The sequence below is a fragment of the Diaphorobacter aerolatus genome, from assembly GCF_014489535.1.
GTDB classification, from domain to species: Bacteria; Pseudomonadota; Gammaproteobacteria; order Burkholderiales; family Burkholderiaceae_C; genus Diaphorobacter_A; species Diaphorobacter_A aerolatus.
The window spans coordinates 2,977,348-3,000,489 of sequence record NZ_CP060783.1; the positions used below are offsets into that span (position 1 = coordinate 2,977,348).

Genomic DNA, 23,142 nt, shown 5'->3' on the forward strand with positions numbered 1-23,142 from the left:
AATGCCAGTTGCCCTGTTCCACACAGGAAAACGACTGGTTGATCGAGAGAAGAAAGCATTCCTCCATGACCGCAGAGAACACGCAGCCCACCCCCGAAGAGCCGACCGCAAACCAGGGCGGCGCAGCTCCCACGCCTTCCGCATCCGCAAGCGAAGGTTACGGCGAAGGCGCGATCCAGATCCTCGAGGGCCTGGAGGCCGTGCGCAAGCGCCCCGGCATGTACATCGGCGACACCTCCGACGGCACCGGCCTGCACCACCTGGTCTTCGAAGTGGTGGACAACTCCATCGACGAAGCGCTCGCCGGTTTCTGCGACGACATCGTCGTCACCATCCACACCGACAATTCCATCAGCGTGATCGACAACGGTCGTGGCATTCCCACGGGCGTGAAGATGGACGACAAGCACGAGCCCAAGCGCTCGGCCGCCGAAATCGCGCTGACCGAACTGCACGCCGGCGGCAAGTTCAACCAGAACAGCTACAAGGTCTCAGGCGGCCTGCACGGCGTGGGCGTTTCCTGCGTGAACGCGCTGTCCGTGACGCTCAAGCTCGTGGTGCGCCGCGACGGCCAGATCCACCAGATCGACTTCTCGCGCGGCCACGTACAGGACCGCATCATCGAGGTCGTGGGTGGCGTTGAAATCTCGCCAATGAAAATCGTCGGCCCGACGGAAAAGCGCGGCACCGAAGTGCGCTTCCTGCCCGACACCGAGATCTTCAAGGAGAACTACGATTTCCACTACGAAATCCTCGCCAAGCGCCTGCGCGAGTTGTCGTTCCTGAACAATGGCGTGCGCATTCGCCTGGTCGACGAACGCAACGGCAAGGAAGACGATTTCTCGGGCGCTGGCGGCGTCAAGGGCTTCGTCGAATACATCAACGGCACCAAGAAGGTGCTGCATCCCACGGCCTTCCACGCCATCGGCTCGCGCCCCGCAGAAACCTACGGCGGCATTCCCGGCACCGAAATCGGTGTCGAAGTGGCCATGCAGTGGAACGAGAGCTACGGCGAACAGGTTCTGTGCTTCACCAACAACATCCCGCAACGTGACGGCGGCACCCACCTGACGGGCCTGCGCGCCGCGATGACGCGCGTGATCGGCAAATACATCGAGCAGAACGAATTCGCCAAGAAGGCCAAGGTCGAAGTCTCCGGCGACGACATGCGCGAAGGCCTGTGCGCCGTGCTGTCGGTGAAGGTGCCCGAGCCCAAGTTCTCGAGCCAGACCAAGGACAAGCTGGTCAGCTCCGAGGTGCGCGCGCCGGTGGAGGACATCGTCGCCAAGGCGCTCACCGACTACCTCGAAGAAAAACCCAACGACGCCAAGATTCTCTGCGGCAAGATCGTCGAAGCCGCCCGTGCCCGCGAGGCCGCACGCAAGGCCCGCGAAATGACGCGCCGCAAGGGCGTGCTCGACGGCATGGGCCTGCCCGGCAAGCTCGCCGATTGCCAGGAAAAAGATCCGGCGCTCTGCGAAATCTACATCGTCGAGGGCGACTCCGCCGGCGGCTCCGCCAAGCAAGGCCGCGACCGCAAGTTCCAGGCCATCCTGCCGCTGCGCGGCAAGATCCTGAACGTCGAAAAGGCGCGTTATGAAAAGCTCCTGTCCAGCAATGAAATCATCACGCTGATCACCGCGCTCGGCACCGGCATCGGCAAGGCCAGCGCGGAAAGCGGCAAGAGCGCATCGGACGATTTCGACCCGAACAAGCTGCGCTATCACCGCATCATCATCATGACCGACGCCGACGTCGACGGCGCGCACATTCGCACCCTGCTGCTCACCTTCTTTTACCGACAGATGCCCGAGCTGGTCGAACGCGGCCACATCTACATCGCCCAACCGCCGCTCTACAAGGTCAAGAACGGCAAGGAAGAGCTGTACCTGAAAGACGCACTCGCGCTCGACACCTTTTTGCTGCGCGTGGCGCTCAACAACGCCTCCATCAGCACTGGCGGCGCGGACTCACGCGTGCTGCAAGGCGAGGAACTCGCCGACTTCGCGAAGAAACACCAGCACGCCGAACACGTGATCGACCGCCTGTCCAACTTCATGGACGCAGAAGCCCTGCGCGCCATTGCGGACGGCGTCGAAATCAAGCTCGACACCGTGCAGGACGCCGAAGCCAGCGCCGTGCAACTGCAACTCAAGCTGCGCGAACTCAATCTCAACGGCGTGCCCGCCGACGTCGCAGGCGAATTCGATACCCGCACCGACAAACCCATCCTGCGCATCAGCCGCCACCACCACGGCAACGTCAAGAGCAGCATCATCACGCAGGATTTCGTGAACGGCGCCGACTACGCCGCCCTCTCGGAAGAAGCCCACCTCTTCCGCAGCCTGATCGGCGAAGGCGCCAAGGCCACGCGCGGCGAAGGCGAAAAAGCCAAGGAAGAAAAGATCACCGACTTCCGCAGCGCAATGCAATGGCTCATCTCCGAAGCCGAACGCACCACCGCCCGCCAACGCTACAAGGGCCTCGGCGAAATGAACCCCGAACAACTCTGGGAAACCACCATGGACCCCGCCGTCCGCCGCCTGTTGCGCGTACAGATCGACGACGCCATCGAAGCGGACCGGGTGTTCACGATGCTCATGGGCGACGAAGTCGAACCGCGCCGGGATTTCATTGAGACCAATGCGTTGAGGGCGGGGAATATTGATGTTTGAGGTTTGTTTGTCTCTTTCGTTTGACAGTGAACACTGTGCCAAATTGGTGAAAAACTACCGACGCAGCTAGTGAAAAAGCGCCCGGCACAATCCGGGCTCTTTTTCCATTCTCCGCTGCGGTCAACCTATGAAGCTAAGCAGCGTTTGCCTGCCTTTCGGTCATGGCTGCCGACCCTATATCGCGACTAGATGCTCCCAATGATGCGGCATACCACTCATCGCAGACAAAGTTGATGCGGATATCAGCGAATTAACCGAAGAAGTGCTCAGCAAAATTGACCGAATCTTGACGGAGCATGGCAGCGGCAGAGAGTTGATTCTGAATCGTCAGATCTATCTGGCGGACATTCGCTAGTTCGCTGAAATGAATTCAATATGAAACAAATGGCTAGCATCAAGTAATGACCGGCACGCGCCACCGTGGAGGCGCGTCTCGCGAGTCCAGCCAAACCGATCAAAATTTGCATAGTCAGCTGCTGTGGGCGATTGGCGTTGGCGCTCTACAAAGATCGCGTGCCCTACCCCAAGCCGAAGGCAGCAAAGGCCTCAATCACGTGTCCGCACAATTGTGTCACCAAAACCTGATATGGTCTTTTTCTGTGCGGAGAATTTTCATGAATTTATGGCTTGCCGCAGCTTCGCTTGTATCAGCCGTCACCTGTGGACTGCATGTGTTCATGGGCGGTAAGGAGGCCGCTGGACCGCTGCTAAAGTCCTCGGAACTCGATCCGATTGCAAAATTCACCAACTACTACTGCTGGCATCTGGTGACCATTGTGATTGCGGGACTGGCGGTCGCATTTGCGTATTCGTGCTTAGCGGCCAGCGGAAATGATGTCGCCTTGCTTGCCACAGCTTTGGCGGCGCTGTTTGCCGCCTGGAGCGTAGGCATGATTGCCATTTTCCGCCTTCCGCCGCTGCAATTCGCTCAATGGGCATTGTTCCTGCCCATCAGTCTTCTGGGCTTGATCGGCAGCTTGCGGTGATGAATGCCCTCGGCGACGGCTGTCTGATTCAAAAATCAGATCGAACGCAGACTTTAGGTGCCTGACAAAGGAGAGGTTCATGACTCTGTCCAACTGGGGGCAATGCGGCTTGATCATTGGAGCGGCGTCAAGCGCAGCGGCTGCCGTCGCGCATTTGGTATGTATTGGGGTCGGCGCTCCTGCCTATCGCTTGCTCGGTGCAGGCGAGCGCATTGCGCGCAGAGTAGAAGCCGGGGATATCCAGCCCCATTTGCTGACGCTTGCCATCGCGGCGGTTTTGTTTTCCTGGTCGGCCTATGCACTTTCCGGCGCGGGAATCCTGTTTGATTTGCCCTTCACCAGGATCGTCCTCACGCTGATTACAGGCATCTATCTAGCGCGAGCCGTCGCGTTCCCGTTCGTGATCAACAAACATCCCGGCAACTCAATGCGCTTCTGGCTGGTGTCGTCAGCGATTTGCGGATTGATAGGCTTGCTGCACCTGATGGGCGTAGTTGCGTTGTGGCACGAGTAGCAAATAACCCATGCATGAGTGACGGGCCAGCAAATTACAAGTTCACCGATCCGTAAGGGCCAGCTTCAAACCCAGTCCCGCGAATGCCGACGCGAAGCCGTAGCGCAACCAGCGCTGCACTGCGGTGGATTCAATGACGAACTTGCGAAACGAGTGCGCGATGAATCCGTACACGACGAACACTGCAAAGGTCATGAGCATGAACACGCCGCTAAGCATCAACAGATGGGCGAGTGGATGCGGTGATTGAGGTGCAACGAACTGCGGCAGAAACGCCAGAAAGAAGATCGTGAGTTTGGGATTAAGGATGTTCAGCAAAAACGCCTTGGTCACCAGGCCCAACGCGTTGGTTCTGGACATGGCTCCATCCACGGCGAACGCAGACCTGCCACGCCATGTCATGACTGCAACGTACAAAAGATAGGCAACGCCCGCATATTTGAGCACCTGGAATGCAAGCGCGCTGGTGTGCATGACGGCAGCGAGGCCGAGCACGGTGGCCAACAGATGCGGCACGATTCCCAGCGTGCAACCGAGCGCAGCAAAGATACTCGCCTTGCGGCCCTGCGCGAGCCCTGCCGAAACGGTGTAGATCACGCCTGTGCCGGGAATGAGGACGACGATCAGCGAGGTGATGAGAAATTCAAAGGTGATCATGTGTGTACTTCTGTGTAGACATGGGTCGATCTGGAACGATTCCCCGCGAGCACTTTTGCGAAGCCCGCGCACCACGCAGTTGATTTACGTCCGCGCCGACCGATCACCGCCAGCAATTGGTCGCTGTTCCACTTGCACTCTTGGTGCCAGAGGCCGTGAGTTTGTATGTGCCGCACTTGTCTTTTGCTTGAATGCTCTCCGGTTTCGCGGTCAGTGTATAGCCGCCGTCGCCAGCTACTGGCGTTTCAACGGTGAGCGTGTAGTACCCGTTTTCGGATTTGCTCGGTATATTGAGTTTGGGCACTTCGTCTGCATATGAGCCATTCTGGGCACGCCAACGCTCCTGCCGTGCTGCTGCCTCCATGAGCATTTTCTGGCCCTCCACTCTACGAGAGCGCATCACATATTCCTGATACGAGGGAAATGCAATCGCAGCCAGAATGCCGACGACGGCAACTGTGATCATTAATTCGATCAGTGTGAATCCCTGTTCCTTAGCGCGCACTGAGTTCTCCTTGCACCTTGCTTTTCCCACCCGCACGCAGACGACCCCGACGACGCGTCGAAGCCGCTGCCATTGCATACGTTTTTCTGTCACTGCAACTGACGACGCCAGCTTTGGCGGCCACGGTCTAGACCGTCGTTGATGCCCAGGGAATCATTACCGCCTGGAGTAACCGCCTGACCACCGGCTGCCGTCACTTTACCGGGATCAAACTCGGTCCCGTTGACATCCTTGCTGCTGATCTGGTCAGCAGTAGTGAACTTGCCATCGTTGTTCATGTCGAACGCCGTATGGTCGGTCTTGCCGCCGTCGTTAGGATCGATGGCATAGATGGTGCCAGCAATGTCGGCCTTACACGGATCTTCCGAAGTACGCAACGACGTGAAGATCAGGCTTTTGCCGTACAACGTCATGTCATACACCACCTTCTCACCTGCGCGCGGAAGGTTCACAACCCAGCCCCACTTGGAAACATCCGCATCCGTGGTGCCGCTACCGGTTTTGTACCACGTGACCGCGCCGCCTGTGAGCTCGAAATTGGTGGACGGCTTGTTGGGATCGCTATTCGCGATACCGGTGAATGTCTGCGCATGCAGATCGCCGCGATTCTTGCTGGCGGTTGGCAGCGTCGCTGGCGTAGTTGCCCCTTTGGCGCTGTAACGGTCCCATATGCCATAAACGGTTTGTTGCTGCGTGCTTTCCTTGTCGGCATTACTCACAAAGCGACCGGTACCTACTATTACAAGATCACCTGGGCCGGTAGGATGCTTGATCACATAAGGCGCGGCGGTGATCGGCTGGCGCGTGCCGTTGATATCCTTGTCGCGCGCAACAAAGAACAGCTTGGCATTCCAGTCAGTGACGACTCCGCTTTTGAAATCAAAACGCCATACGTTGCCAACCAGATCGCCCGCGTAGGCCATGTCGATCTTTCCATCGCTGTCGTTATCCACGGCGGAAACGCGCGACAGACCATTGCCGAGCGGCAACGACGCGTTCAACTCACCGCCGCCCGGTGTGGTGGTCATGCCGCCGGGCAGATCAAACTTGCGGATCACGCTGCCGTTGGAAATATCCAGAACAAACATGCTGGCGTTGCCGGCAGCGCTGTTCAGTCCCTGATAGCCATTGGGCAGCAAGACCACCCATTTGCCTTGCACAGCACCCACATCGTTCAGTCGAGCAATCGTGGGCTGGGGCATGGAGTAACCCATATCCGAGCTCTGCGCTTCGCCGAACTCCCAAAGCAACTTCGGGCTGCTCGGGTCGGTGATATCAAGTGCGAAGATCTGACGACCGCCCGCTCCCATGCTGCCTACGAGTACCTTGTGCCAATCGCCGCCAAAGTAGACGTCTGTGACCGTCGGCGTGCCGTCAACGAAATAGCGATGCGCCAATCCTGTGGACGTACCGTAATTTGCAGAGGTCAGAACGTTGAGCGAAGCCTTCGTTGAAGAGGGAATGAACGCAAATACTTCGTCGCCCGTGCTGGCGTTGAAGGCGTGCAGCATGCCGTCGTTGGAGCCAACATAAAGCATCTCGGGCTGCGCAGCCTGCGCGGTCACAAAGGCTTGGTATTTCGTGCTGCCTTCGAGCTTGTCTGCTGCGCCTACGCGATAGGTGCCACCGCGAACGCGCACCAGAGAGGCATTCACGATATCACCGAGTATGTTGATTTTACCGGTGTCGATCTTGAAACGCTCGCGCAGCGTCTTATCGTCATTGCCGCGAATGAAATCGATGCGCTGCTGGGCCTTGCCATCCGGCACCAAGGTTGTCGGATTGATGTTGAGAGTCGTGATCCACGACGCATCATTCGCGCGCCCCGAGATATTCAGGTATGTGAACTCCGCCAACTCGGGCGCGCCGCCCGCATTCTTGCTTCCGTAGAAGATCTTGCGAGCGCTTGCTCCCTTGTCTGCCAGTTGCTGGGCCGCACTCCACCGGGTGGTCACGCCGGATGTAGCGAGATCACGCCGAATCACATCGCCGCTCCAGAAGTTGGCTTCAAAGGTGGTGTTATAGATCGATGACCCATTCGAGAGAGTCGATGATGTCTGGCTCACGTTCGCTGCAGTCACCGAAGTCGTGCTCTGCAGGATGCTGTTGAAGGCCTTGGTCATCTGGTCTTTCAAGGTCGTGGCATTCGTAACCAGAAAGTAGTTGTCCGGGTTTCCTACGATCTTGGTGGTATCGCGGTCCGGAATTCCGTACTTGGCTGCGTACCACAGTGGATCCTTGAGGAAACTACCGGAATCTGCGACACCCGGTGTGAACGAGCGAGTCGAACGCAGGCCAAGATTGGTGCACTCGTTTTTATCGTCAGAGGTCAAACCTGAGCGCGCGCAAAAACCTGGGAGCCTGCCCTGCGGAGTGTTGTATTTGTAGAAAGCGGATGCCGTGTCTTTATCACGCACATCAAGGTACATGCCATCGGTGGTGGTGCCGGAAATCACATAACCCATATGCTGACCGATGCCACCGGCTGCGAACTCTGAAACCAGGTCGATCTTTACCGTCGTGTTATCTGGCTGAAGCGCGATTACATAACGTGTGATCGCGTCCATGTCATGGTCAGCACCCTGCTCCACGTCTTCGTAGTTGATACGGAACTCGGCGTAAGGTCGGCCACCGTTGACACTGGTGTCTTTGTCGGAAGCCCCGGTGTTGGCAATTTTATCGACGTAATAATCAACGATCTGATTCGTTGGAGTGAACTTGTCGGGGTCAATGTTGTAGCCAGTCACGGACTTGGCAAACGGTGCGATGGTAATGAACTTGTCGTTGCCGACTGGAAAACGGATTTCCGGCAGCGGAGAGGCAATCGCCACCGAATACGTCATCATTTTGTTTTTGCCCTTGGCATTTCCGAAAACCGCGTTCTTGGCCGCAAAGCGTGCAACCGCTGCAGAGTAGTACGTGCCTTCCTTGCTTGGCTCTTGGGGGACAGGCCTCGCGCCCAAGATAGTTCGGACACTTGTTTGACGGACGGCGCCTGATCTGCATTGGTGCTGGATGACTGGCCGATGAAGAAGTTTTTGCCATTCAAGCCCTCATCTGCGCCGATGCCATTCGCTTCGCTGGAGGCATCGAACCCGCCAAGCGCCGAAAGGTCGTTGGCAGTAGATTCGAATCGGCTGCCAGGAACCTTTCCATCGTAAGACGGATTGATATCGCTGATCACGGTCATCACGGGTTTGGCGCAATGTTCGTAGCCGCCGCCACCATCTGTTTTGCTCTTGTATGGTGACACCCATGCCGGTTTGGACAATTTCAGTGTTGCATCCTTCGTGGAACTGCCAGTACCGTAATCGTAGGCAGCAAATGCACTGTTTGCGCCACCGAAATAGCGCATGGTTTCATACATCATTTCGCTAATGGGATTTCCCCACATAGCGCAGTCGGATGGCTTTGCCAATTGGCTAATGGCCTTGTCCGTAATCCAGCCACAGGTACCCCATGTTGAGCCGTTGTACCCAATGGCTCGTTGATTGTCGATGTTATAGACGACACCCTGTAACGACGTGAACTGACCCGTCTGCGCATTCACTTCGTCAGCGAAGTTACCGACATTGCGGCGCACGATTCCGCCTGCAATGTTTTTCTCATATGAGCCAGTCAACAGCCCAAAATACATCTTTCCGGTTTCCCCGAAATCGTGCAACAGCCCTGTTGGCTTGTACGTCACCTGACCACCGGTATTGGGATAGGCTTTGCAGCTCGCATCGCGCAAAGCGGCGTCGCTGGTTCCACCCGGGCAGACCTCAACACGAACGTTGTAGTCGGCAATGGCATTGGCGGGCTGATCGAATTGCCACGCCAATCCCCAGCCATCACCGCCAGTGGCATCCATATGCCTGAAGGTAATGTCCTGCCACCCGGCTGTACTGAAGTAAACCGATTTGGAATGCGCTTCGAAGGTTGAATCTGCGCGAGCTTGACCGTGTCCACCGTACCAGCTCCAAGAGTTGGAACCGATGGTTACGTCTACTGCATCATCTCCGTCGATACCAAATTTGTAGGTGCCCGCATTGGGGATGAAAATCTGGCCTTTAATGATCGTCATGTAGTTGTCTTGACCGCAACGGCCAGGCACAACAAACGGATTGTTGTCAGTGCCGGTGGCGTCGATGTCGGAGACTGAGCCCGTACCGCAGAGATTGGCTGCCACCGCGTGCGTATTGAACATCGTGTTCATCGCGGTCAATGTGGTGGGTGTACCCACGCTGGCAGGCTTGTTCCATGTGGTAATCGTCAGATTGCGGAAGCTTTCTGAAGGCACGACATCATAGCCTTTGACGGCCGCAGAATACGTGCAATTGGTAGTTGTGGTGACACAATTGTTTTGGCCCGCATTGCCCTGCTGCGACACCCAATCCCAAACCTTATAGCGCGTGTCGTTGAGCACACGGATTTGTGTGAGTTTGTCGGCGGTTTCCCCCTGCGTCGTTAGCGCGAACAAGTGGCGGGTACCAAACACCGGCTGAACCAAAGGTGTGTAGTTCTCGATAAGGTAGACAGCTTTGTCACGAACAGGGTCGTAGGCTTTTCCCGAGGCATGCGCATCTCGGGGCACATATGCCGCCTGCAGCACCGTACGGCCCGCGTTCGACGCATCTCCTTTGGTATCAAGCACCCGCGTGCCACCATAGAGTACACGGCGAATCGCATCCATCCGAGAGGTACCCAGATAGTTCAGAAAATCGCCACTCCATGCATTCGCGCACTGCTTCTTGTTGGTTCCTGTTGCAGCCGACACCGGTTTGAAGATGCCAGCGTTTCCGCTCAGTGTTTCGGACTTGTCATAGTTATAGCAAACGTTGCTATTGAAGTAGCCGTAGTAGTCGATCTTGTCAGGCTTGTATCCTACATCGATCACGCCATCACCGTTCAGATCGGAAGCGTCGTTATATGCCTCGTAGTACAGCTTGTGGTCTCGCCCCATCACCAGCATATTGAGCGGCGCGAGGGCCTGGCTCACGAAAAGCGGGGTTTGCGACAAGGCGGAGTTGGCCTGGCTGTGCACGAGTTGGCTGGCGCCGAGCAGCAGTGCCCCCGACACGATGGCCGTTGCCTGTACGGCATGCACCAGTCTGGCCGATGGACGACGGGTTGAATTTGAGGCGTAGATCATGATCGCTTCCCTCTTCTCTTTATTTGACGAACATGTTGATGCTCGAACGCAGACACAGGCCATCTGGTCCACACTTTTGCGCAGTCGTGAGTTCAGTGGCCTGCGCATTGACTTCGTAATACTCGGTACAACCAACGGTCGCTGCATTGAGCGCTGACGTGGCGCTGCTGCCTTTGGGGCACTCCGTTCCGATCTGGCGTGGATACCAGCGAGCCAAAGGTTTTACGGTCAGCCCGGTCGCCGCGGCACTGACGGTAAAGTCACTCCCCAGCTTCAGTGTGTCGGCCTTGGCTTCCGATACGTAGCAGGGAACAACACCATCCATCACAGAGGTGCTCTTGCACTTTTCGAGCGGAAATGCGTGCGTCAAGATGATGCGCTCACCCTCGCGCAGCGTGCCATCCGCAGCTTCATACATGCGCTGGTTTTCCAGCATGTTGGCGGTGATACGCGATTCCAGCGTGACGCTGCGCATGGCCACAACGGCGAGCAGCAACAGCAACAGGATCATGATCATCGACACCATCAGGGCCGCACCGCGCTGACGTGATGTATTGGAATATCTTTTGTGCATTGGAAAGGTCATGGCATCAAATTCCTCAGCATGAGGGTGCCGGTCGCGAGCTGATAAAGCTGGCCATTGCTGGTATCGCAAGATGCCGCCGTGCCGCCCGCGTCTGTCCAGCGGGTACATATCGACGAGGCCATGCCTTGCGTGAGATTTTTAGCGTTACTCGTCATGAGAATCGCGTAACGCAGTGATCTGATGACCTCATCGGCCACCGGCACGGTGCTCTTGAATTCGTCGACGTTCCGCCCCTTCTCTGGAGCGGCAGAGGTATCGACACCAAATTCGAAATGCACGTCCTTCACGCCGTCGGCCACCACCACGGATTTGTCGCTACTGCCGGCCGTACAAATCAATCCACCGTTGCTCAGCGAATAGCGCTCAATGAACAGGCCCGTGCCGGCGGCAGGGCCACATAGACGTCCGACGCGGCACCTAGCTTGCCATCAACGCCCGCGCAGTCGGTCTCGGACACGTCACGCGCCTGATAGCGGATACACAACGACTTGGCGTCGGGAGCATAAGCGGACTGGCCCCTCGCAAACTGGCAGGCGTTATTGGCATTGGCAGCACCATCGGCCGGAAATGCATCTTCGATGGCCTGCATGGGGTCGCGACGGTAACCAGCCTTGGTCAATTCATTGTCGAGCACGCTCAGCGCATAGCGCGAGTTGTTGAGATTCTCGCTTTGTCCCGCGCGAAAGCGCACTGTGGACAGACCCTGCACATAAATCGTCGTAGCGACGAGCACAATGAAGAGGCCGATGGCGATCGACACCATCAGCTCGATCAGCGTGAGGCCCCGTTCCCGCGAACGCAGGGTTGCGCTTGGCATGCGTTCAGAGACGCGATTGCAGCGTAAGGGTGCAAAATTCATCGTCTAATCCATCTTTCTTCAAACATTCACCCTTTTTGGTAGGCCAGGCTACCGTCACCGATACCAGTCCAGCGGCGTTCGAGGTGACGGAAAAATTCTTCGTCAACGTATCCGTGGTGATTTCGGGCATGAGCTTCATGGCGCGCGTTCCCCAGCAACCGACGCGCTTCGCCGCATCAGCAGTCAGGGGCTGACAATCGCCAGCCGAGACCGACGCCATTGCAGTCCCTTCCGCCTTTTTGTAACCACCGAGTTCGCTCTTGGGCATGCCCTTTTCGTCAAGAATGTTGCTCGCGTCGCTGCGCATGGTTTCCAGCAATTCGGTAGCCACCATTGCTGCCATTTGCCGACGCTCCGTATCGAGCGTGAATTCAACGGACCGCACATGCATGCCAGCCGCGCCGAGCAGTCCGAGAGTTACAACCAGCACGGCAACCAGCACTTCAATGAGGCCTGCACCCGACTGTTTCTTGAGAAAGGAATGACGAACTTTCATGGGACGATCACTCATGAGTAAGAGCAGGTGCTTCCGCTCGGGATGCGCTCCATGCGCACCACGCCCGAGCGTATGACGCTCACGCATTGAATACGGGTAGCCTGTGTTGAGCCGAATGACAGGCCAAAAGGTGGGGTGCCACCGCCGATCAGCTTCGCGGTGCCCATGGGATCGAAGGACACACCCTGATCCGAGTCGCTGCCCGGAGTGACCGTGACCTGAACCGGTAAGGTTGCCTCACGAAGCACCGCATTCCCGAGCTTCACCGACCAAGTCTGCGATGCTGCGGTCAACGTGATTTCCGATCGCTTGTAGATCGCCTCGGAGCGTGCAAACTGCAGCAGGGTCTGCACCTCCGACGCTGCAGTGCTCACCCGGTTGTTGGCGATCGCCGTCGTGAATGAGGGTGCAGCCAACGTCGCGAGGATGGCGACAATCGCCACCACGACCATCAGTTCGATGAGGGTGAAGCCGGTTTGCCGGGATCTGCAACGTATGCGTTCATGAATATGTGTTTGGCAACGAGAGAACTCGAGCGCCAGTTACGAATTTGAGGATTTCTATCGGAATTTGTTACTCGATACTCTAGGTAACAATTCACGAATCGAACATACCGCTCGTCGGACGCTTCAGACCAATTGTCCATATGCAAAGCGAATGAGTATCAGTTGCGGGAAAGGCGCACAACCGCGTCGTCGCCAGGAGAGAACACCTATGTCGGCGAGAGCGCCCGCCGAACCCATTCCGCAGTCACGAACTCTTGCTCAATGCGGCCGCGCTCGCGCGTCTTGAGGCGCTCGAAAAGCGCCTTTTCAGAATCCAGCAAGCTCGCTGGCAAATGGGGGCATGCACGATCTCCGGCACCGCCTGTGGTGCATGGGCATCGAAGGTGAGATCGTCCATCATGATGGCACGCAGCCCGGGAACGCAGGATCGTGCACGGCCCAGCATATATAGGCCCCACGTGTCCAAGTCGCCCCAATAGCTGACCTGCCTGTCTCGCAGCCAAGGGGCCGCGAGCCATTCGAGGTTCAAACCTGCACCAAGAATCGCAATCGTATCTGCCACCTTGGAAGGCAGCATATGTAGCGCCTGTTCGTTCTCGATGACCAGAATATGGGTTGCGGGCAATGCAGTGTGTATGAGGTCGCTCGCTGCGAGGCGCAGGCGGGGGAAAGGCAGCAGCCCCTGCGCGAGCGGCACGACCAGCAACCAATGCTCAGTTGCATGCAACGCACCCAGAAACGCGTGCAGACCCTGGCGCGTGGCCTCGCCGTCGAAGCGTTCGTCGAGCAGCGCCTTGAGCAGCGTTTCGTGGCGCTCAATGAATTTGCTGTCGTTGCCGGCCAGCGCAAGCGCACGCAGCGGTCGCCCTTCGGCGCAACCAGGCGTCAACAGCATGGCAACGCGCGTAGCCAGGATGAGCTCTTGTGGACTTAGCCCCTGTGTGAGTGCCGTGCGCCGTACAACCAGACGGTGCAGGCAGGGGTCGATCTGCGCGAGCGTCTCTCGCAGAAAGGCGTACTGCTTCTGCATCTCGGCGTCCTGCGCAGCGGCGAGCCAGTCCGAGGGTTTGTCGAGTAGCCATTTCACCGGCAAATCGACCGGCGCCGCTCCCGCCCGATATTTGCGTTGTGCCCACTGAACGCGCCCGGGACCGCCTTCGGACACGGCGCGCCAATCGGCGATATGCTGGCGCAAACGTGGCGTCATTCCTGCAAATTCGGCACTGTCGGGGAAGCCGATGGATTGCTCTATGGGCCATTCCTCGCCGCCTTGCAGCAGGCGCCGCTCGCGCAGATCGGCGTTGCGCCACTGGCGAGCCAGTTGCATCGCGATCTGGGCAGGAGACTTCATTCCGATGCGCCTCCGCCGTCCTCCGGAGAAGATGGCAAACGGGACGCGGCACGCACCAGGTCGAGTTCCTCCCAAGAGATAGATGTGAGGCTCGCCTGCTTGCCGCGCCGATGCACGACCACCGCGGAGCGCGAATGGTTGCGCAACAGCCGCATCTCCTTGTTGGGTGTGACGAACAGTGCATGCAAACCGAACTCCCGCAAGGCTTCGATGATGCGTCCAGCCACTGCCTGCGAGCTTTTGGAGAACGCCTCATCGAGCACGATGGTGCCGAACACCGGACGTGTGCGGCCTGCCGGGCACAACGCATAGCTCAGCGAGGCCGTCAGAACATAGCTCGCGATGATTTCCTTTTCCCCGCCACTGCCGCCCTGCGATCCCGTGCGTCGCTCAAGCAATTTTCCGTCTGTGCGCTGGTGTACCAACACGGAAAACTGCAGCCGGTAACGCGCGTCAAGCAAGGCCTGCGCCGCGCGAGTCTTGCGATTGGTAGCGTGGCGACGCAGCAGTTCAACCAATTCGCTTAGCACCTTGTAGTGAGACTCGCCGTTGTCATCACGCAGGCGCACGGATCGCAGTTCGCTCATCAGGCCGTTGAGGATCTTGAGTTCCGGATAGGTCACGTCCTGTGATTCCAACTGCAAATAACGACCTGTCTGAAAATCCACCTTCAACAAGGTCTGATTCAACTCGTCGATCCGATCCCGAATCTCTGTGGTCTGAGCGTTGATGCCGCTCAGCAGGTTGTTCACACCCTCTTCAGAAGACTTGTTCAGATAGGTCTGAAACCGTTGCCGCTTCTCGGCAGGGCTTCTTCTTCCAGCACGCGCAAACGAGAGAGAAATGCCGGCATCGAGTCAAGCTCGGCCATCTCGTCAGCAAGAAACCCGCGATTGGCTTCCTTCGCCACTGCCATTTGCCGGGTGATTTGGTTGGTGATCCGGCTCAGCGACTGACTCTCGGTATCCACCTGGGCTTGCACCTGTCGCAACGCCTGCCGCTCGCGCTCATCGAGACTTTCGCAAGTGAGCGGCAAATAGGCCGCGCTGAAATCTTCTGCCACACTGACGCTCTGCGCCTGCGCTTCGCGCTGTCGCCGTGCATAGCGCATTTGCGTGTCGACGGCGCGCTGAACATCACTTTGAACCACCGCCTCCTCCTTGCGCAAATTCATCAGCGCTTGCCGGTTCGTTGCCGTCAAGGCGCCCGCATGCTCCCAAAGTTGCTTGGCACGCGCAGTGTCGGAATCCGGGCGCAACAACGCATCAAGCCGTTGCTGTTCAAGCGCCAGCGCCTGCCTGGCTCCCTCCGCATCCACCGTTTCAAATTTCAGATCGATAAGTTGCAGGCAAAGCGCACGCAGCGCGACCAGATTGCCTTTGACGGCCTGCGCGTCGGCTTTACGCGACTCGCATGCTGACAATCGCCCCTGTGCATGAAGGCGCTGCTCTCGAAGCATCGACAGCCGGTCGTTATTGTCGAAGCCGGTCATCCAGTCGGCATCAAGACGCTTCTGATCCTGTTTGTCGAAGTAGCGCGCCTTGCCTGACATGCTGCCCTCACGGGTCATCGCATGCGGGGTGCTCTGAAGCTCTTCAATGCTGTCCACGCAGCGCAGATCATGCGCATGAAGCAGTTCGCGTAGCGCACCATCGTAGGCATGCGACTTGATGTTGAGCTTTGCGCAGAAACCGTCAACCCGGAACCGAACCGGAGTGTCAACGGTACGCACCTCCAAAAGCCGAACATGTAGTTGGTTGTGCCGTTGATTCACCCAATGCAATGCGGAGCGCATCGCGTCTGGAGGCACCAGAATACGCAGGCGCTGGCTTCCCAGAGCACGCTCGATGGCACCGCGCCAGTCGTTTTGCTTCTTCTGCACCTCGATCAATTCCGCAACAAACGGCAGTTCCTCAATGGGCCATTCCAGTTGATTGGCAAGATCGGCACGAAACCTCTGAAACTGCGGAGGGATGTTGGAGCCCGGACTCTTCAACGTCTGCTCATGCTCCTGTTGAAGCCTCGTGACATCGCTACGCGCATTGTGTTCTTCGGCGATTGCAGCCTCCAGCAAGGTTTCATGATCCTTGAGTTGCTGCGCCATCTCTTCACCGAGCGCCTCTGCCCTGCGCTGCTGTTCCGCCAATACCTCTGCATTCAAAACATCTGGTGCCACCAGAGAAAGGCTCTGAATGATTCTGCGGTAGTCGCGCTCACGTTGCTCGCGAGTGGCCAGCGTGTTCTTTGCAATGCCAATCAATCGTTCGAGCATCTGTATGTCGCTGCCACCGGTCTTCTGGTAGCTCGCGAAACACAGTTCTTCTTCTTGCCGCGCGCTCTCCACCATGGACTCGGCAGTGGAGATGTGGCCACCCAGTGTGGCAAGGCGCGCCTGCAATTCATCGATACGAATCCCCCAGAGCGCCTGCCCTTGTTCTGCAAACCACGCTGGAAGTGCTTCCTGCTGGTTCTGCATTGCTTGCAGCCGCTCGCCTTGCTCCACGTAACGCCGATCCTGCTCACGCAATGGCAGCAAAGACAGATGCTGATGGCGCGCCGTTTCCAGCTCCGCATGAATGCTCGTCAGTTCGTCGAAGTCTGTCGCAACTTTGAGCGCATCCTCAAAGGCGGACTGATCCTCCAGCACCAGTTCACGAAAGATCTCGTCGATGCTGTTGAGCTGCTTGAGCCCCGCCGCACGATTGAGCAGGGTGAACGCATTGGCGCCCACCTCGAAATGGCTTTGCAGTTTGGCCAAATAGGCTGACTTGGCGGTATGGACGTGCAGACCTTCGGTATTTTTCTCCAGTTTGGACAGCGCTCTCGCTCCGCCACGATGATGCTCCTCCAGCCAGAGATTGAGCGATTGGTGATCGGCGTTGTGCGAGAAGATCCAGCGACGCTGGAGATCCGTCGTCGAAGAGCTGCTGCCCTCAAACCAGAAAAGCGCACCAAGCCAAACCTGTTCGTTGGCATTTTTGACCATGCGCGCAGCGATTCCCGTGACCGTCTTGCCGGTACGGCTGATATGGTCGCTGCTGCCTTCAGTGCCCGGCCCGCTCACACCACGCACATAAGAAACCAGATCGCGGTCGCTCTCATGCCCGCCCGTAGATGCGAGGTTGTATTTGGGATTGGTACACAGCAGTGTCATCAACGCATCGATGACCGTGGTCTTGCCACTGCCTGTGGGGCCGACGATGGCAGTGTTGCGTGCGTCGAGGCTGGCCACGTGCCAGCCCTGGAATGCACCCCAGTTGTAGAGATGCAAATCCTGAAGCAGGTAGCTCGAACGCGCGGTTTCGAACCCATCGGCAGGGAGTTCCAAAAGATTCTGCTCGGCCATCCTCAAACGTCCTCCCGGTCGTCGCCATTTCCGGCGACAGCATCGCCTGCGATCTCGCCGCCTGCAACGCGTTGTAGGTGCAGGAGTAGCGCTTGAAGATTCTCAGGATTAGCCAGATGCACGATCATCGGACGAATCAGCACATAGTCCTGCGCGTCCACTTCCGACACCATGCCGTGCTTGCGCAGGTTGTCGAGCAGTTGCAGGAGCCGTTTGCGATCCTGCGTCTCGCTACCGCTACGGTCCATGAACACATCAAGCTGTGGTTGCAGATCATCCACCGCAATGCGTACGGTGACGCCAAGGCCACCCTCCTGCTCATGCTGAATGAACTCGCGCCGCAGTATCGCGACCAACAATGACTGTTCGAGCGTGAGCCGCTGCCGAAAGACCAGTGGATGCGACCAACCATCTTCATCTTCTTCGGGCACGGCCTCGCCTGCGAGATCATCCGTCAGCACAGTGAGAAACACGAGGCCACGCAGTTCGTCGATCTGGACTTGCAGATCGAATGGTTCCAGCATTGCGCCAATTACTGCGCTCCGGTTCTGCACAGTGGCAAACAGATGTGGCTTGGCACTGCGCTCAAGCGAACCATGTTTGAGCAGTTCCTGCACCGCACGGCGCAGAGCCGGCGCAGTGCGCTCGGCAGTGCTGTCGGAATCGCTGCCTGCCAACTCCACATTTGGTTGAATGTCTGGTGCATCCGAACCCGGCTGGGATTGCGGCTGAGCCAACGATGCGGACGCAGAAGCCCATTGGTCAAACAAGTCCACGTCCGGTTGCTTTTGGTTTGAAGTCATCACAACTCCCAATCCACGCGATCCAATGCCGCGCCATCCATCTGCACGCGCGGCACGGTAAAACACCAGCGCTGCTGCCCGTCCTCGGTCTCGATCTGTTCGCTGTCATCCTGCAACTCGAGCCCCGCCTCTCTTGCCATGCCAAGCCACAACGCCAACGTCTCCAGATCGTGCGCATGGGGTGGCAGTTGTCGCGCCAGCTCGGCGAGTGTCATCGGTTCACCTTTCAAACGCAATTGTTCCAACGTTTTTTCAAGCAGGGCATAGCGATCCAGCCCATCAAAGGCAAGCCAGAAATCGGCGTCCAGCGCTTCCACGCCAACTTGTTGCGATTGCAGCATGAGTTCAGGGCCTCCGCCGTCTTCCAGCGACTTGACGCGCAGGCGCTCGATCAACGGCATGCTGATGCCCAACCCCACGCCTACAGGCGGTAGCGGCGACCAGGAGCGACGCACCGACTGTTGCCGCCAGTCGATACGCGACGCTTGCTGCAAGATGTCGTTCACCAACTGCCCGACGCGATGATTTTCCGCGGCCTGCCCGCTCTTCATGAACTGGCTGACCTCACGCTCGCTGCGCGCGCGTACCGCCTGCACCAGCTTGGACTCCTTGATCAACTGAAGCACCAGCGTGCGCAGGCTGCTGCGTTGGACGTCATCAAGCGCCTGCGCCGTTGCAGGGTGATTCAAGATCTGAATGATGCGAAGGCGCATGGCATTGAGCTCATCCTGATCGCCCAATTGCTGATGGAAGTTGTCGAATACGCGACCCTCCAGCGTGCTCAGCAGATGATCATGCCCGTCGAGCAACTTGTCGACGACTTCACCGCGATGCAACTGTTCACTGATGATGGATTGCCGCAGGTTACGGTCGGCCTCCCGCCAGGAATCCTCCACGCGTTGAAAGTCGGCGCGCAGGCTCGTAGCCAGTACGTAGACTTCGCGAATGCCCTCCACAGCCTGCGCTTCAGAAAACTGAGGCACATGACCTGATCGCACTTCGTCCATCTGACACTGCAATTCATCGAGCTTGCGCTGAATGTGCTCCTCGCGTGCCTGCGGATCGGGGTTGAGTTGGGTGGCGAGGTGGTCGATTTCGCGCTGCACCACCGCCAGACGAGAGGCTGTGGATGTCATCATGCGCCGATCCAGTTGGGCCACGAAACGCAGGGCCATCTTGAATGCATCGGTTTCGAAGAGCTGACCCTGCCGTTCGACCACCAGAGACTTGCGGATCCAGTCCCTCAGATCGGCACGTGCCTGGCGTCCGATATCCGTCTCATCGATCTCGAACTCGGGCTGGCTGGCATGCGCAAGAAGAACACTGCACAACGACTGCACGGCCTCTTCAAAGGGCACGCCAGCGGGACGGTGCTCGAACACCGATTCAAGGCAACTGAGCACCAACGGCGCCCGCCGCGAAGCAAGCAGCATCCAAGCCGGATGCGTGCGCCGCGCAGAGACGTAGTTTTGCGTGCGTTGTTGGCTCACTGTGGACATGAGTAGGCAACCCGGGTTTGAAGACGCCAATGAGCCGTTTTACCACCGCTTGCGCGCCGTCCGTCGTGGCAGCCCCTAAACCGCCCGCTCGAACGGCGAGCGAATATCCGCCAGGAATTTCTGCGTGCGCGGATGCTGGGGGTGGTTGAAAAACTCCTGCGGCGTGGCGCGTTCGAGCACGGCGCCCTGGTCCATGAAGATCACGCGGTCGGCGACTTCGCGGGCGAAGCCCATTTCATGTGTCACGCAGATCATGGTCATGCCGTCCTTGGCAAGATCGCGCATGACTAGCAGCACTTCGCCGACCATCTCGGGGTCGAGGGCGCTCGTGGGTTCGTCGAGCAGCATGATCGGAGGCTTGAGCGTGAGTGCGCGGGCGATCGCGACGCGTTGCTGCTGGCCGCCCGAGAGCTGGCTCGGGATGGCCGTGGCCTTGTGTGCGAGGCCGACGCGTTCGAGCAGTGACATCGCGCGGGTCTTCGCGTCTGCGGCGCTGAGCTTGCCCAGTTGCACCGCGGCGAGCGTGCAGTTCTCGAGCACGGTCAGGTGCGGGAACAGGTTGAATTGCTGGAACACGAAGCCAATGCCCGCACGCAGCAGGTTCACGTCGAGTTTCGGGTCGTGCACGTCCTGGCCGTCGAGCAGAATGTTGCCGCCCTGGATTTCTTCGAGGCGATTGATGGTGCGGATCAGTGTGGACTTGCCCGAGCCCGATGGTCCGCACACCACGACGACCTCGCCGGTGGCGATGGTTTCGTTCACATCCACCAGCGCGTGGTATTCGCCATACCACTTGTTCACGTTTTTCAGCTCGATCATGCTGCTACCTTTGCTTGCGGGCGATTGCCGAGGCCTTTGCGCTCGAGTCGCCGCTCTATCCAGAATGCCAGTCGCGACAGGCCGAAGCACAGCACGAAGTATGTGAGTCCGAGAATGCCGAACACCTGCGCCGGCTTGGTGAAGACGAGGCTGTTGATCTGCGTGGCGATGAAGGTGACTTCGGCCAGACCGATGATGTAGCCAAGCGAGGTCTCCTTGATCGTCGAGATGAACTGGTTGACCAGCGAGGGCAGCGAGTTGCGCAGCGCCTGCGGCAGGATCACCGAGCGCATGGCCTTCATGTATGGCAAGCCCAGCGAGCGCGCGCATTCCATCTGGCCTCGGGGCAGACCGAGTATGCCGGCGCGCACGATTTCCGCGAGATAGGCGGCGTCGAACACCACCAGCGCGATCAGCATGGTCCAGAACTGGTCGGTCTTCACGCCGGTCACGCTGGGCAAAAAGAAGTAGGCCCAGAACACCACCATCAACAGCGGCGTGCCGCGCACGACGTAGACGAAGGCCGTGACCGGCACGCGCAGCCAGCGATACGGCGACACGCGGATCAACCCGAAGACGAGACCGAGCGGCAGCGAAAGCAGCAGGCCCAGGCTCGCCAGAATCAGCGTGAGCGCGAGCCCGCCGAGCGGACCCTTGGGGTATTGCCCGACCAGAAAATAAAGCCAGTATTGTTGAATGAGTTCCAGCATCGGCGTGTTCTCTTTTTTGTAGACGACGACTACATGGTGCGCACCGGATAGCGGTGCTGGAACCACGAGGCAAGGCCGGTGATGACGAGTGACACGCCGAGATAGGCGACGCTGGCAAAGCCGAACGCCTCGAAGCTGCGAAACGACTGGCTCTCGACCTGTCCGGCCTGGTACATCATTTCGGCGGCGCCGATCACCGTGGCAATCGACGTGCCCTTCCACATGTTCAGCGTTTGCGAGATCAGCGGCGGCACGGTCAGGCGAAACGCCTGCGGCAGGATCACGAGGCGCATGGTGCGCATGTAGCCAAGCCCCAGCGCGCGTGCGGCTTCCATCTGCACGGAAGGCACGGCGCGGATGCCGCTGCGGATGTCTTCCGCCATGTAGGCTGCCGTGTAGACGCCGAGCGCGACCACGGCGCAGATGGCTTCGACCGGGCCTTCATAGAGCAGCTCCTTGACCGAAGCGGGCAGCAGCTCGGGCACGCCGAAATACCAGAACAGCATGTGCACGATCAGTGGAATGCTGCGCACCACTTCCACGTACGTCGCGCCAATCCAGCGCAGCGGCTTGTAGGGCGAGAGCCGGAACAGCGCGATCACCAGCCCGAGCGGCAGCGCTATCCAGAAGGCCCAGAAAAGAAATTGCAGCGACATCTTGAGCCCGGCCACGAGCATGTCGTGGTACTGGCCCGAGATCAGCATCTGCGGATCGAAAGTCGTCATAAGTCAGGTCCCGCGTCGGCACGGGCCACACCCGTTGCGGCGCATGAAAGCACAAGGCGCTCTACCGGAGAGCGCCTTGTGCGCGGCAACGAGTCAGGCCCGAAGACCCTCATCGCATCACTCGCTGACCTTGTCGGTCTCGAACTTGAATGTGCGCTTTTCCATCTTCAGGTTGCTCTTCTGGCCAAACCACTGTTCATACAGGGCATCGGCCTTGCCGCTGGCTTCCATCTCGCGCAGCGTGTCGTCCACCACCTTCTTGAAGCCCGCTTCGCCCTTCTTGATGCCAAGCGCCAGCGGCTCGATGCTGATGATGGTGGGCAGCAGTTTGTAGTCCTTGCGCTGGTCACCCAGTTGCACCATGGCGCGCACCAGACTCATCTCGTCGTTCACGAATGCCACTGCCTTGCCCTGCTGCATGGCGACGAGCGCCTGCGGCGAGGTGTCGAACGACACCACCGTCACGGTCGGCACGGCCTTCTTGATGTTCACTTCCATCGAACCGCCCTTGGCCGTGGCCACGCGCTTGCCAGCGAGTTCGGGCACGTCCTTGATCGGGCTGCTGGCCTTGGTCATCACCTTCTGGCCGGTGATGAAGGTGGTCAGCGAAAAGTCGATCTGTGCTTCGCGCTCCTTGTTGTGCGTGAGCGATGCGGCCAGCAGGTCGACGTGGCCCTGCTGCAGCTCGGGGATGCGCGCTGCCAGCGTGATCTGCTTGAACACCGGCTTCACGCCGAGCTTTTGCGCCACGGCGCGGCCCAGATCCACGTCGTAGCCGACCATTTCGCGGGTCTTGGGATCGATGAAGCTGAGCGGCTCGTCCGTACCGAGCACGCCGACGACAAGCTCGCCCTTCTTTTTGATGTCATCGAGTTGATCGGCATGCGCGACGCCGCTGACGAGGGTTGCACCGGCGATGACGGCCGCAGCCAACAGACGAATCTTCATAGTTCTCCACTCCTTGGTTTGAG

The 23,142-nt window shown here is 58.5% G+C and carries 21 protein-coding genes; 3 read left to right on the forward strand and 18 right to left on the reverse strand.

What is annotated here, in order from left to right; translation table 11 throughout:
• The first annotated feature begins 65 nt into the window (after positions 1-65).
• The 3 genes from gyrB to H9K75_RS13895 all read left to right on the forward strand — a co-directional run bounded on the left by gyrB (position 66) and on the right by H9K75_RS13895 (position 4,175).
• Positions 66-2,675, forward strand: a complete 2,610-nt coding sequence (gyrB, locus tag H9K75_RS13885) for a DNA topoisomerase (ATP-hydrolyzing) subunit B (RefSeq protein WP_187723113.1) — start codon at positions 66-68, stop codon at positions 2,673-2,675.
• Between the two features lie 401 nt (positions 2,676-3,076).
• Positions 3,077-3,661, forward strand: a complete 585-nt coding sequence (locus H9K75_RS13890; RefSeq protein WP_187723114.1) for a hypothetical protein — start codon at positions 3,077-3,079, stop codon at positions 3,659-3,661.
• Positions 3,662-3,740: 79 nt separating this feature from the next.
• Positions 3,741-4,175 (forward strand): hypothetical protein, encoded by a 435-nt coding sequence (locus tag H9K75_RS13895; RefSeq protein WP_187723115.1) that lies wholly within the window; start codon positions 3,741-3,743, stop codon positions 4,173-4,175.
• Positions 4,176-4,217: 42 nt separating this feature from the next.
• Here the strand turns inward: H9K75_RS13895 and H9K75_RS13900 are convergent, their stop codons facing one another.
• From H9K75_RS13900 to H9K75_RS13975, 18 genes are all read right to left on the reverse strand, one after another.
• Positions 4,218-4,832, reverse strand: coding sequence for a LysE family translocator (locus H9K75_RS13900; RefSeq protein WP_187723116.1), 615 nt, complete (start codon positions 4,830-4,832; stop codon positions 4,218-4,220).
• A 103-nt stretch (positions 4,833-4,935) separates the two neighbouring features.
• The gene (locus H9K75_RS13905; RefSeq protein WP_319016822.1) at positions 4,936-5,337 is read right to left on the reverse strand and encodes a type IV pilin protein; all 402 of its coding nucleotides are present in this window, start codon (positions 5,335-5,337) and stop codon (positions 4,936-4,938) included.
• A gap of 89 nt (positions 5,338-5,426) precedes the next feature.
• Positions 5,427-8,183: a pilus assembly protein gene (locus H9K75_RS13910; RefSeq protein WP_226858189.1), complete on the reverse strand. Its 2,757-nt coding sequence runs from the start codon at positions 8,181-8,183 to the stop codon at positions 5,427-5,429.
• Positions 8,180-10,471 carry a hypothetical protein gene (locus H9K75_RS23975; protein WP_226858191.1) on the reverse strand — a complete coding sequence of 764 codons (2,292 nt, stop codon included), beginning with the start codon at positions 10,469-10,471 and terminating at the stop codon, positions 8,180-8,182. Before H9K75_RS23975 ends, H9K75_RS13910 begins: the two co-directional genes overlap by 4 nt.
• A gap of 19 nt (positions 10,472-10,490) precedes the next feature.
• Positions 10,491-11,057: a pilus assembly PilX family protein gene (locus tag H9K75_RS13920; RefSeq protein WP_187723117.1), complete on the reverse strand. Its 567-nt coding sequence runs from the start codon at positions 11,055-11,057 to the stop codon at positions 10,491-10,493.
• A complete protein-coding gene (locus H9K75_RS23980; RefSeq protein ID WP_264293801.1) occupies positions 11,054-11,362 on the reverse strand; it encodes a PilW family protein in 309 nt (102 codons plus the stop codon). The genes H9K75_RS13920 and H9K75_RS23980 overlap by 4 nt, the downstream gene beginning before the upstream one ends.
• Positions 11,363-11,406: 44 nt before the next feature.
• Positions 11,407-11,874, reverse strand: a complete 468-nt coding sequence (locus tag H9K75_RS23985) for a PilW family protein (RefSeq protein WP_226858195.1) — start codon at positions 11,872-11,874, stop codon at positions 11,407-11,409.
• Positions 11,875-11,878: 4 nt separating this feature from the next.
• Entirely contained in the window at positions 11,879-12,427 is a 549-nt protein-coding gene (gene pilV, locus H9K75_RS13930; protein ID WP_187723118.1) for a type IV pilus modification protein PilV, read from the reverse strand.
• Positions 12,424-12,864, reverse strand: a complete 441-nt coding sequence (locus tag H9K75_RS13935) for a GspH/FimT family pseudopilin (protein WP_319016823.1) — start codon at positions 12,862-12,864, stop codon at positions 12,424-12,426. The genes pilV and H9K75_RS13935 overlap by 4 nt, the downstream gene beginning before the upstream one ends.
• A gap of 298 nt (positions 12,865-13,162) precedes the next feature.
• Positions 13,163-14,269 carry a DUF3322 domain-containing protein gene (locus H9K75_RS13940; protein WP_187723119.1) on the reverse strand — a complete coding sequence of 369 codons (1,107 nt, stop codon included), beginning with the start codon at positions 14,267-14,269 and terminating at the stop codon, positions 13,163-13,165.
• Positions 14,266-15,021 (reverse strand): SbcC/MukB-like Walker B domain-containing protein, encoded by a 756-nt coding sequence (locus H9K75_RS23995; protein ID WP_226858199.1) that lies wholly within the window; start codon positions 15,019-15,021, stop codon positions 14,266-14,268. Before H9K75_RS23995 ends, H9K75_RS13940 begins: the two co-directional genes overlap by 4 nt.
• A gap of 20 nt (positions 15,022-15,041) precedes the next feature.
• Positions 15,042-17,615 (reverse strand): ATP-binding protein, encoded by a 2,574-nt coding sequence (locus H9K75_RS13945; RefSeq protein WP_226858201.1) that lies wholly within the window; start codon positions 17,613-17,615, stop codon positions 15,042-15,044.
• Positions 17,616-17,617: 2 nt separating this feature from the next.
• The gene (locus H9K75_RS13950) at positions 17,618-18,391 is read right to left on the reverse strand and encodes a DUF4194 domain-containing protein (protein WP_226858203.1); all 774 of its coding nucleotides are present in this window, start codon (positions 18,389-18,391) and stop codon (positions 17,618-17,620) included.
• A gap of 26 nt (positions 18,392-18,417) precedes the next feature.
• Positions 18,418-19,917 carry a DUF3375 domain-containing protein gene (locus H9K75_RS13955; protein WP_187723120.1) on the reverse strand — a complete coding sequence of 500 codons (1,500 nt, stop codon included), beginning with the start codon at positions 19,915-19,917 and terminating at the stop codon, positions 18,418-18,420.
• Between the two features lie 75 nt (positions 19,918-19,992).
• Positions 19,993-20,736: an amino acid ABC transporter ATP-binding protein gene (locus tag H9K75_RS13960; RefSeq protein ID WP_187723121.1), complete on the reverse strand. Its 744-nt coding sequence runs from the start codon at positions 20,734-20,736 to the stop codon at positions 19,993-19,995.
• Positions 20,733-21,446, reverse strand: coding sequence for an amino acid ABC transporter permease (locus H9K75_RS13965; RefSeq protein ID WP_187723122.1), 714 nt, complete (start codon positions 21,444-21,446; stop codon positions 20,733-20,735). The genes H9K75_RS13960 and H9K75_RS13965 overlap by 4 nt, the downstream gene beginning before the upstream one ends.
• A gap of 29 nt (positions 21,447-21,475) precedes the next feature.
• On the reverse strand, positions 21,476-22,171 hold the full coding sequence (locus H9K75_RS13970) for an amino acid ABC transporter permease (RefSeq protein ID WP_187723123.1): 696 nt from the start codon (positions 22,169-22,171) through the stop codon (positions 21,476-21,478).
• A 117-nt stretch (positions 22,172-22,288) separates the two neighbouring features.
• The gene (locus H9K75_RS13975) at positions 22,289-23,119 is read right to left on the reverse strand and encodes an ABC transporter substrate-binding protein (protein ID WP_187723124.1); all 831 of its coding nucleotides are present in this window, start codon (positions 23,117-23,119) and stop codon (positions 22,289-22,291) included.
• Between the last annotated feature and the right edge of the window lie 23 nt (positions 23,120-23,142).

What these genes read in the sequence shown, in the direction of transcription:
- gyrB (WP_187723113.1), top strand. Translation starts at nt 66, where the DNA reads ATGACCGCAGAGAACACGCAGCCCACCCCCGAAGAGCCGACCGCAAAC.
- H9K75_RS13890 (WP_187723114.1), top strand. Translation starts at nt 3,077, where the DNA reads ATGACCGGCACGCGCCACCGTGGAGGCGCGTCTCGCGAGTCCAGCCAA.
- H9K75_RS13895 (WP_187723115.1), top strand. Translation starts at nt 3,741, where the DNA reads ATGACTCTGTCCAACTGGGGGCAATGCGGCTTGATCATTGGAGCGGCG.
- H9K75_RS13900 (WP_187723116.1), bottom strand. Translation starts at nt 4,832, where the DNA reads ATGATCACCTTTGAATTTCTCATCACCTCGCTGATCGTCGTCCTCATT.
- H9K75_RS13910 (WP_226858189.1), bottom strand. Translation starts at nt 8,183, where the DNA reads ATGATGACGTATTCGGTGGCGATTGCCTCTCCGCTGCCGGAAATCCGT.
- H9K75_RS23975 (WP_226858191.1), bottom strand. Translation starts at nt 10,471, where the DNA reads ATGATCTACGCCTCAAATTCAACCCGTCGTCCATCGGCCAGACTGGTG.
- H9K75_RS13920 (WP_187723117.1), bottom strand. Translation starts at nt 11,057, where the DNA reads ATGACCTTTCCAATGCACAAAAGATATTCCAATACATCACGTCAGCGC.
- H9K75_RS23985 (WP_226858195.1), bottom strand. Translation starts at nt 11,874, where the DNA reads ATGCCAAGCGCAACCCTGCGTTCGCGGGAACGGGGCCTCACGCTGATC.
- pilV (WP_187723118.1), bottom strand. Translation starts at nt 12,427, where the DNA reads ATGAGTGATCGTCCCATGAAAGTTCGTCATTCCTTTCTCAAGAAACAG.
- H9K75_RS13935 (WP_319016823.1), bottom strand. Translation starts at nt 12,864, where the DNA reads ATGGTCGTGGTGGCGATTGTCGCCATCCTCGCGACGTTGGCTGCACCC.
- H9K75_RS13940 (WP_187723119.1), bottom strand. Translation starts at nt 14,269, where the DNA reads ATGAAGTCTCCTGCCCAGATCGCGATGCAACTGGCTCGCCAGTGGCGC.
- H9K75_RS13945 (WP_226858201.1), bottom strand. Translation starts at nt 17,615, where the DNA reads ATGGCCGAGCAGAATCTTTTGGAACTCCCTGCCGATGGGTTCGAAACC.
- H9K75_RS13955 (WP_187723120.1), bottom strand. Translation starts at nt 19,917, where the DNA reads ATGTCCACAGTGAGCCAACAACGCACGCAAAACTACGTCTCTGCGCGG.
- H9K75_RS13960 (WP_187723121.1), bottom strand. Translation starts at nt 20,736, where the DNA reads ATGATCGAGCTGAAAAACGTGAACAAGTGGTATGGCGAATACCACGCG.
- H9K75_RS13965 (WP_187723122.1), bottom strand. Translation starts at nt 21,446, where the DNA reads ATGCTGGAACTCATTCAACAATACTGGCTTTATTTTCTGGTCGGGCAA.
- H9K75_RS13970 (WP_187723123.1), bottom strand. Translation starts at nt 22,171, where the DNA reads ATGACGACTTTCGATCCGCAGATGCTGATCTCGGGCCAGTACCACGAC.
- H9K75_RS13975 (WP_187723124.1), bottom strand. Translation starts at nt 23,119, where the DNA reads ATGAAGATTCGTCTGTTGGCTGCGGCCGTCATCGCCGGTGCAACCCTC.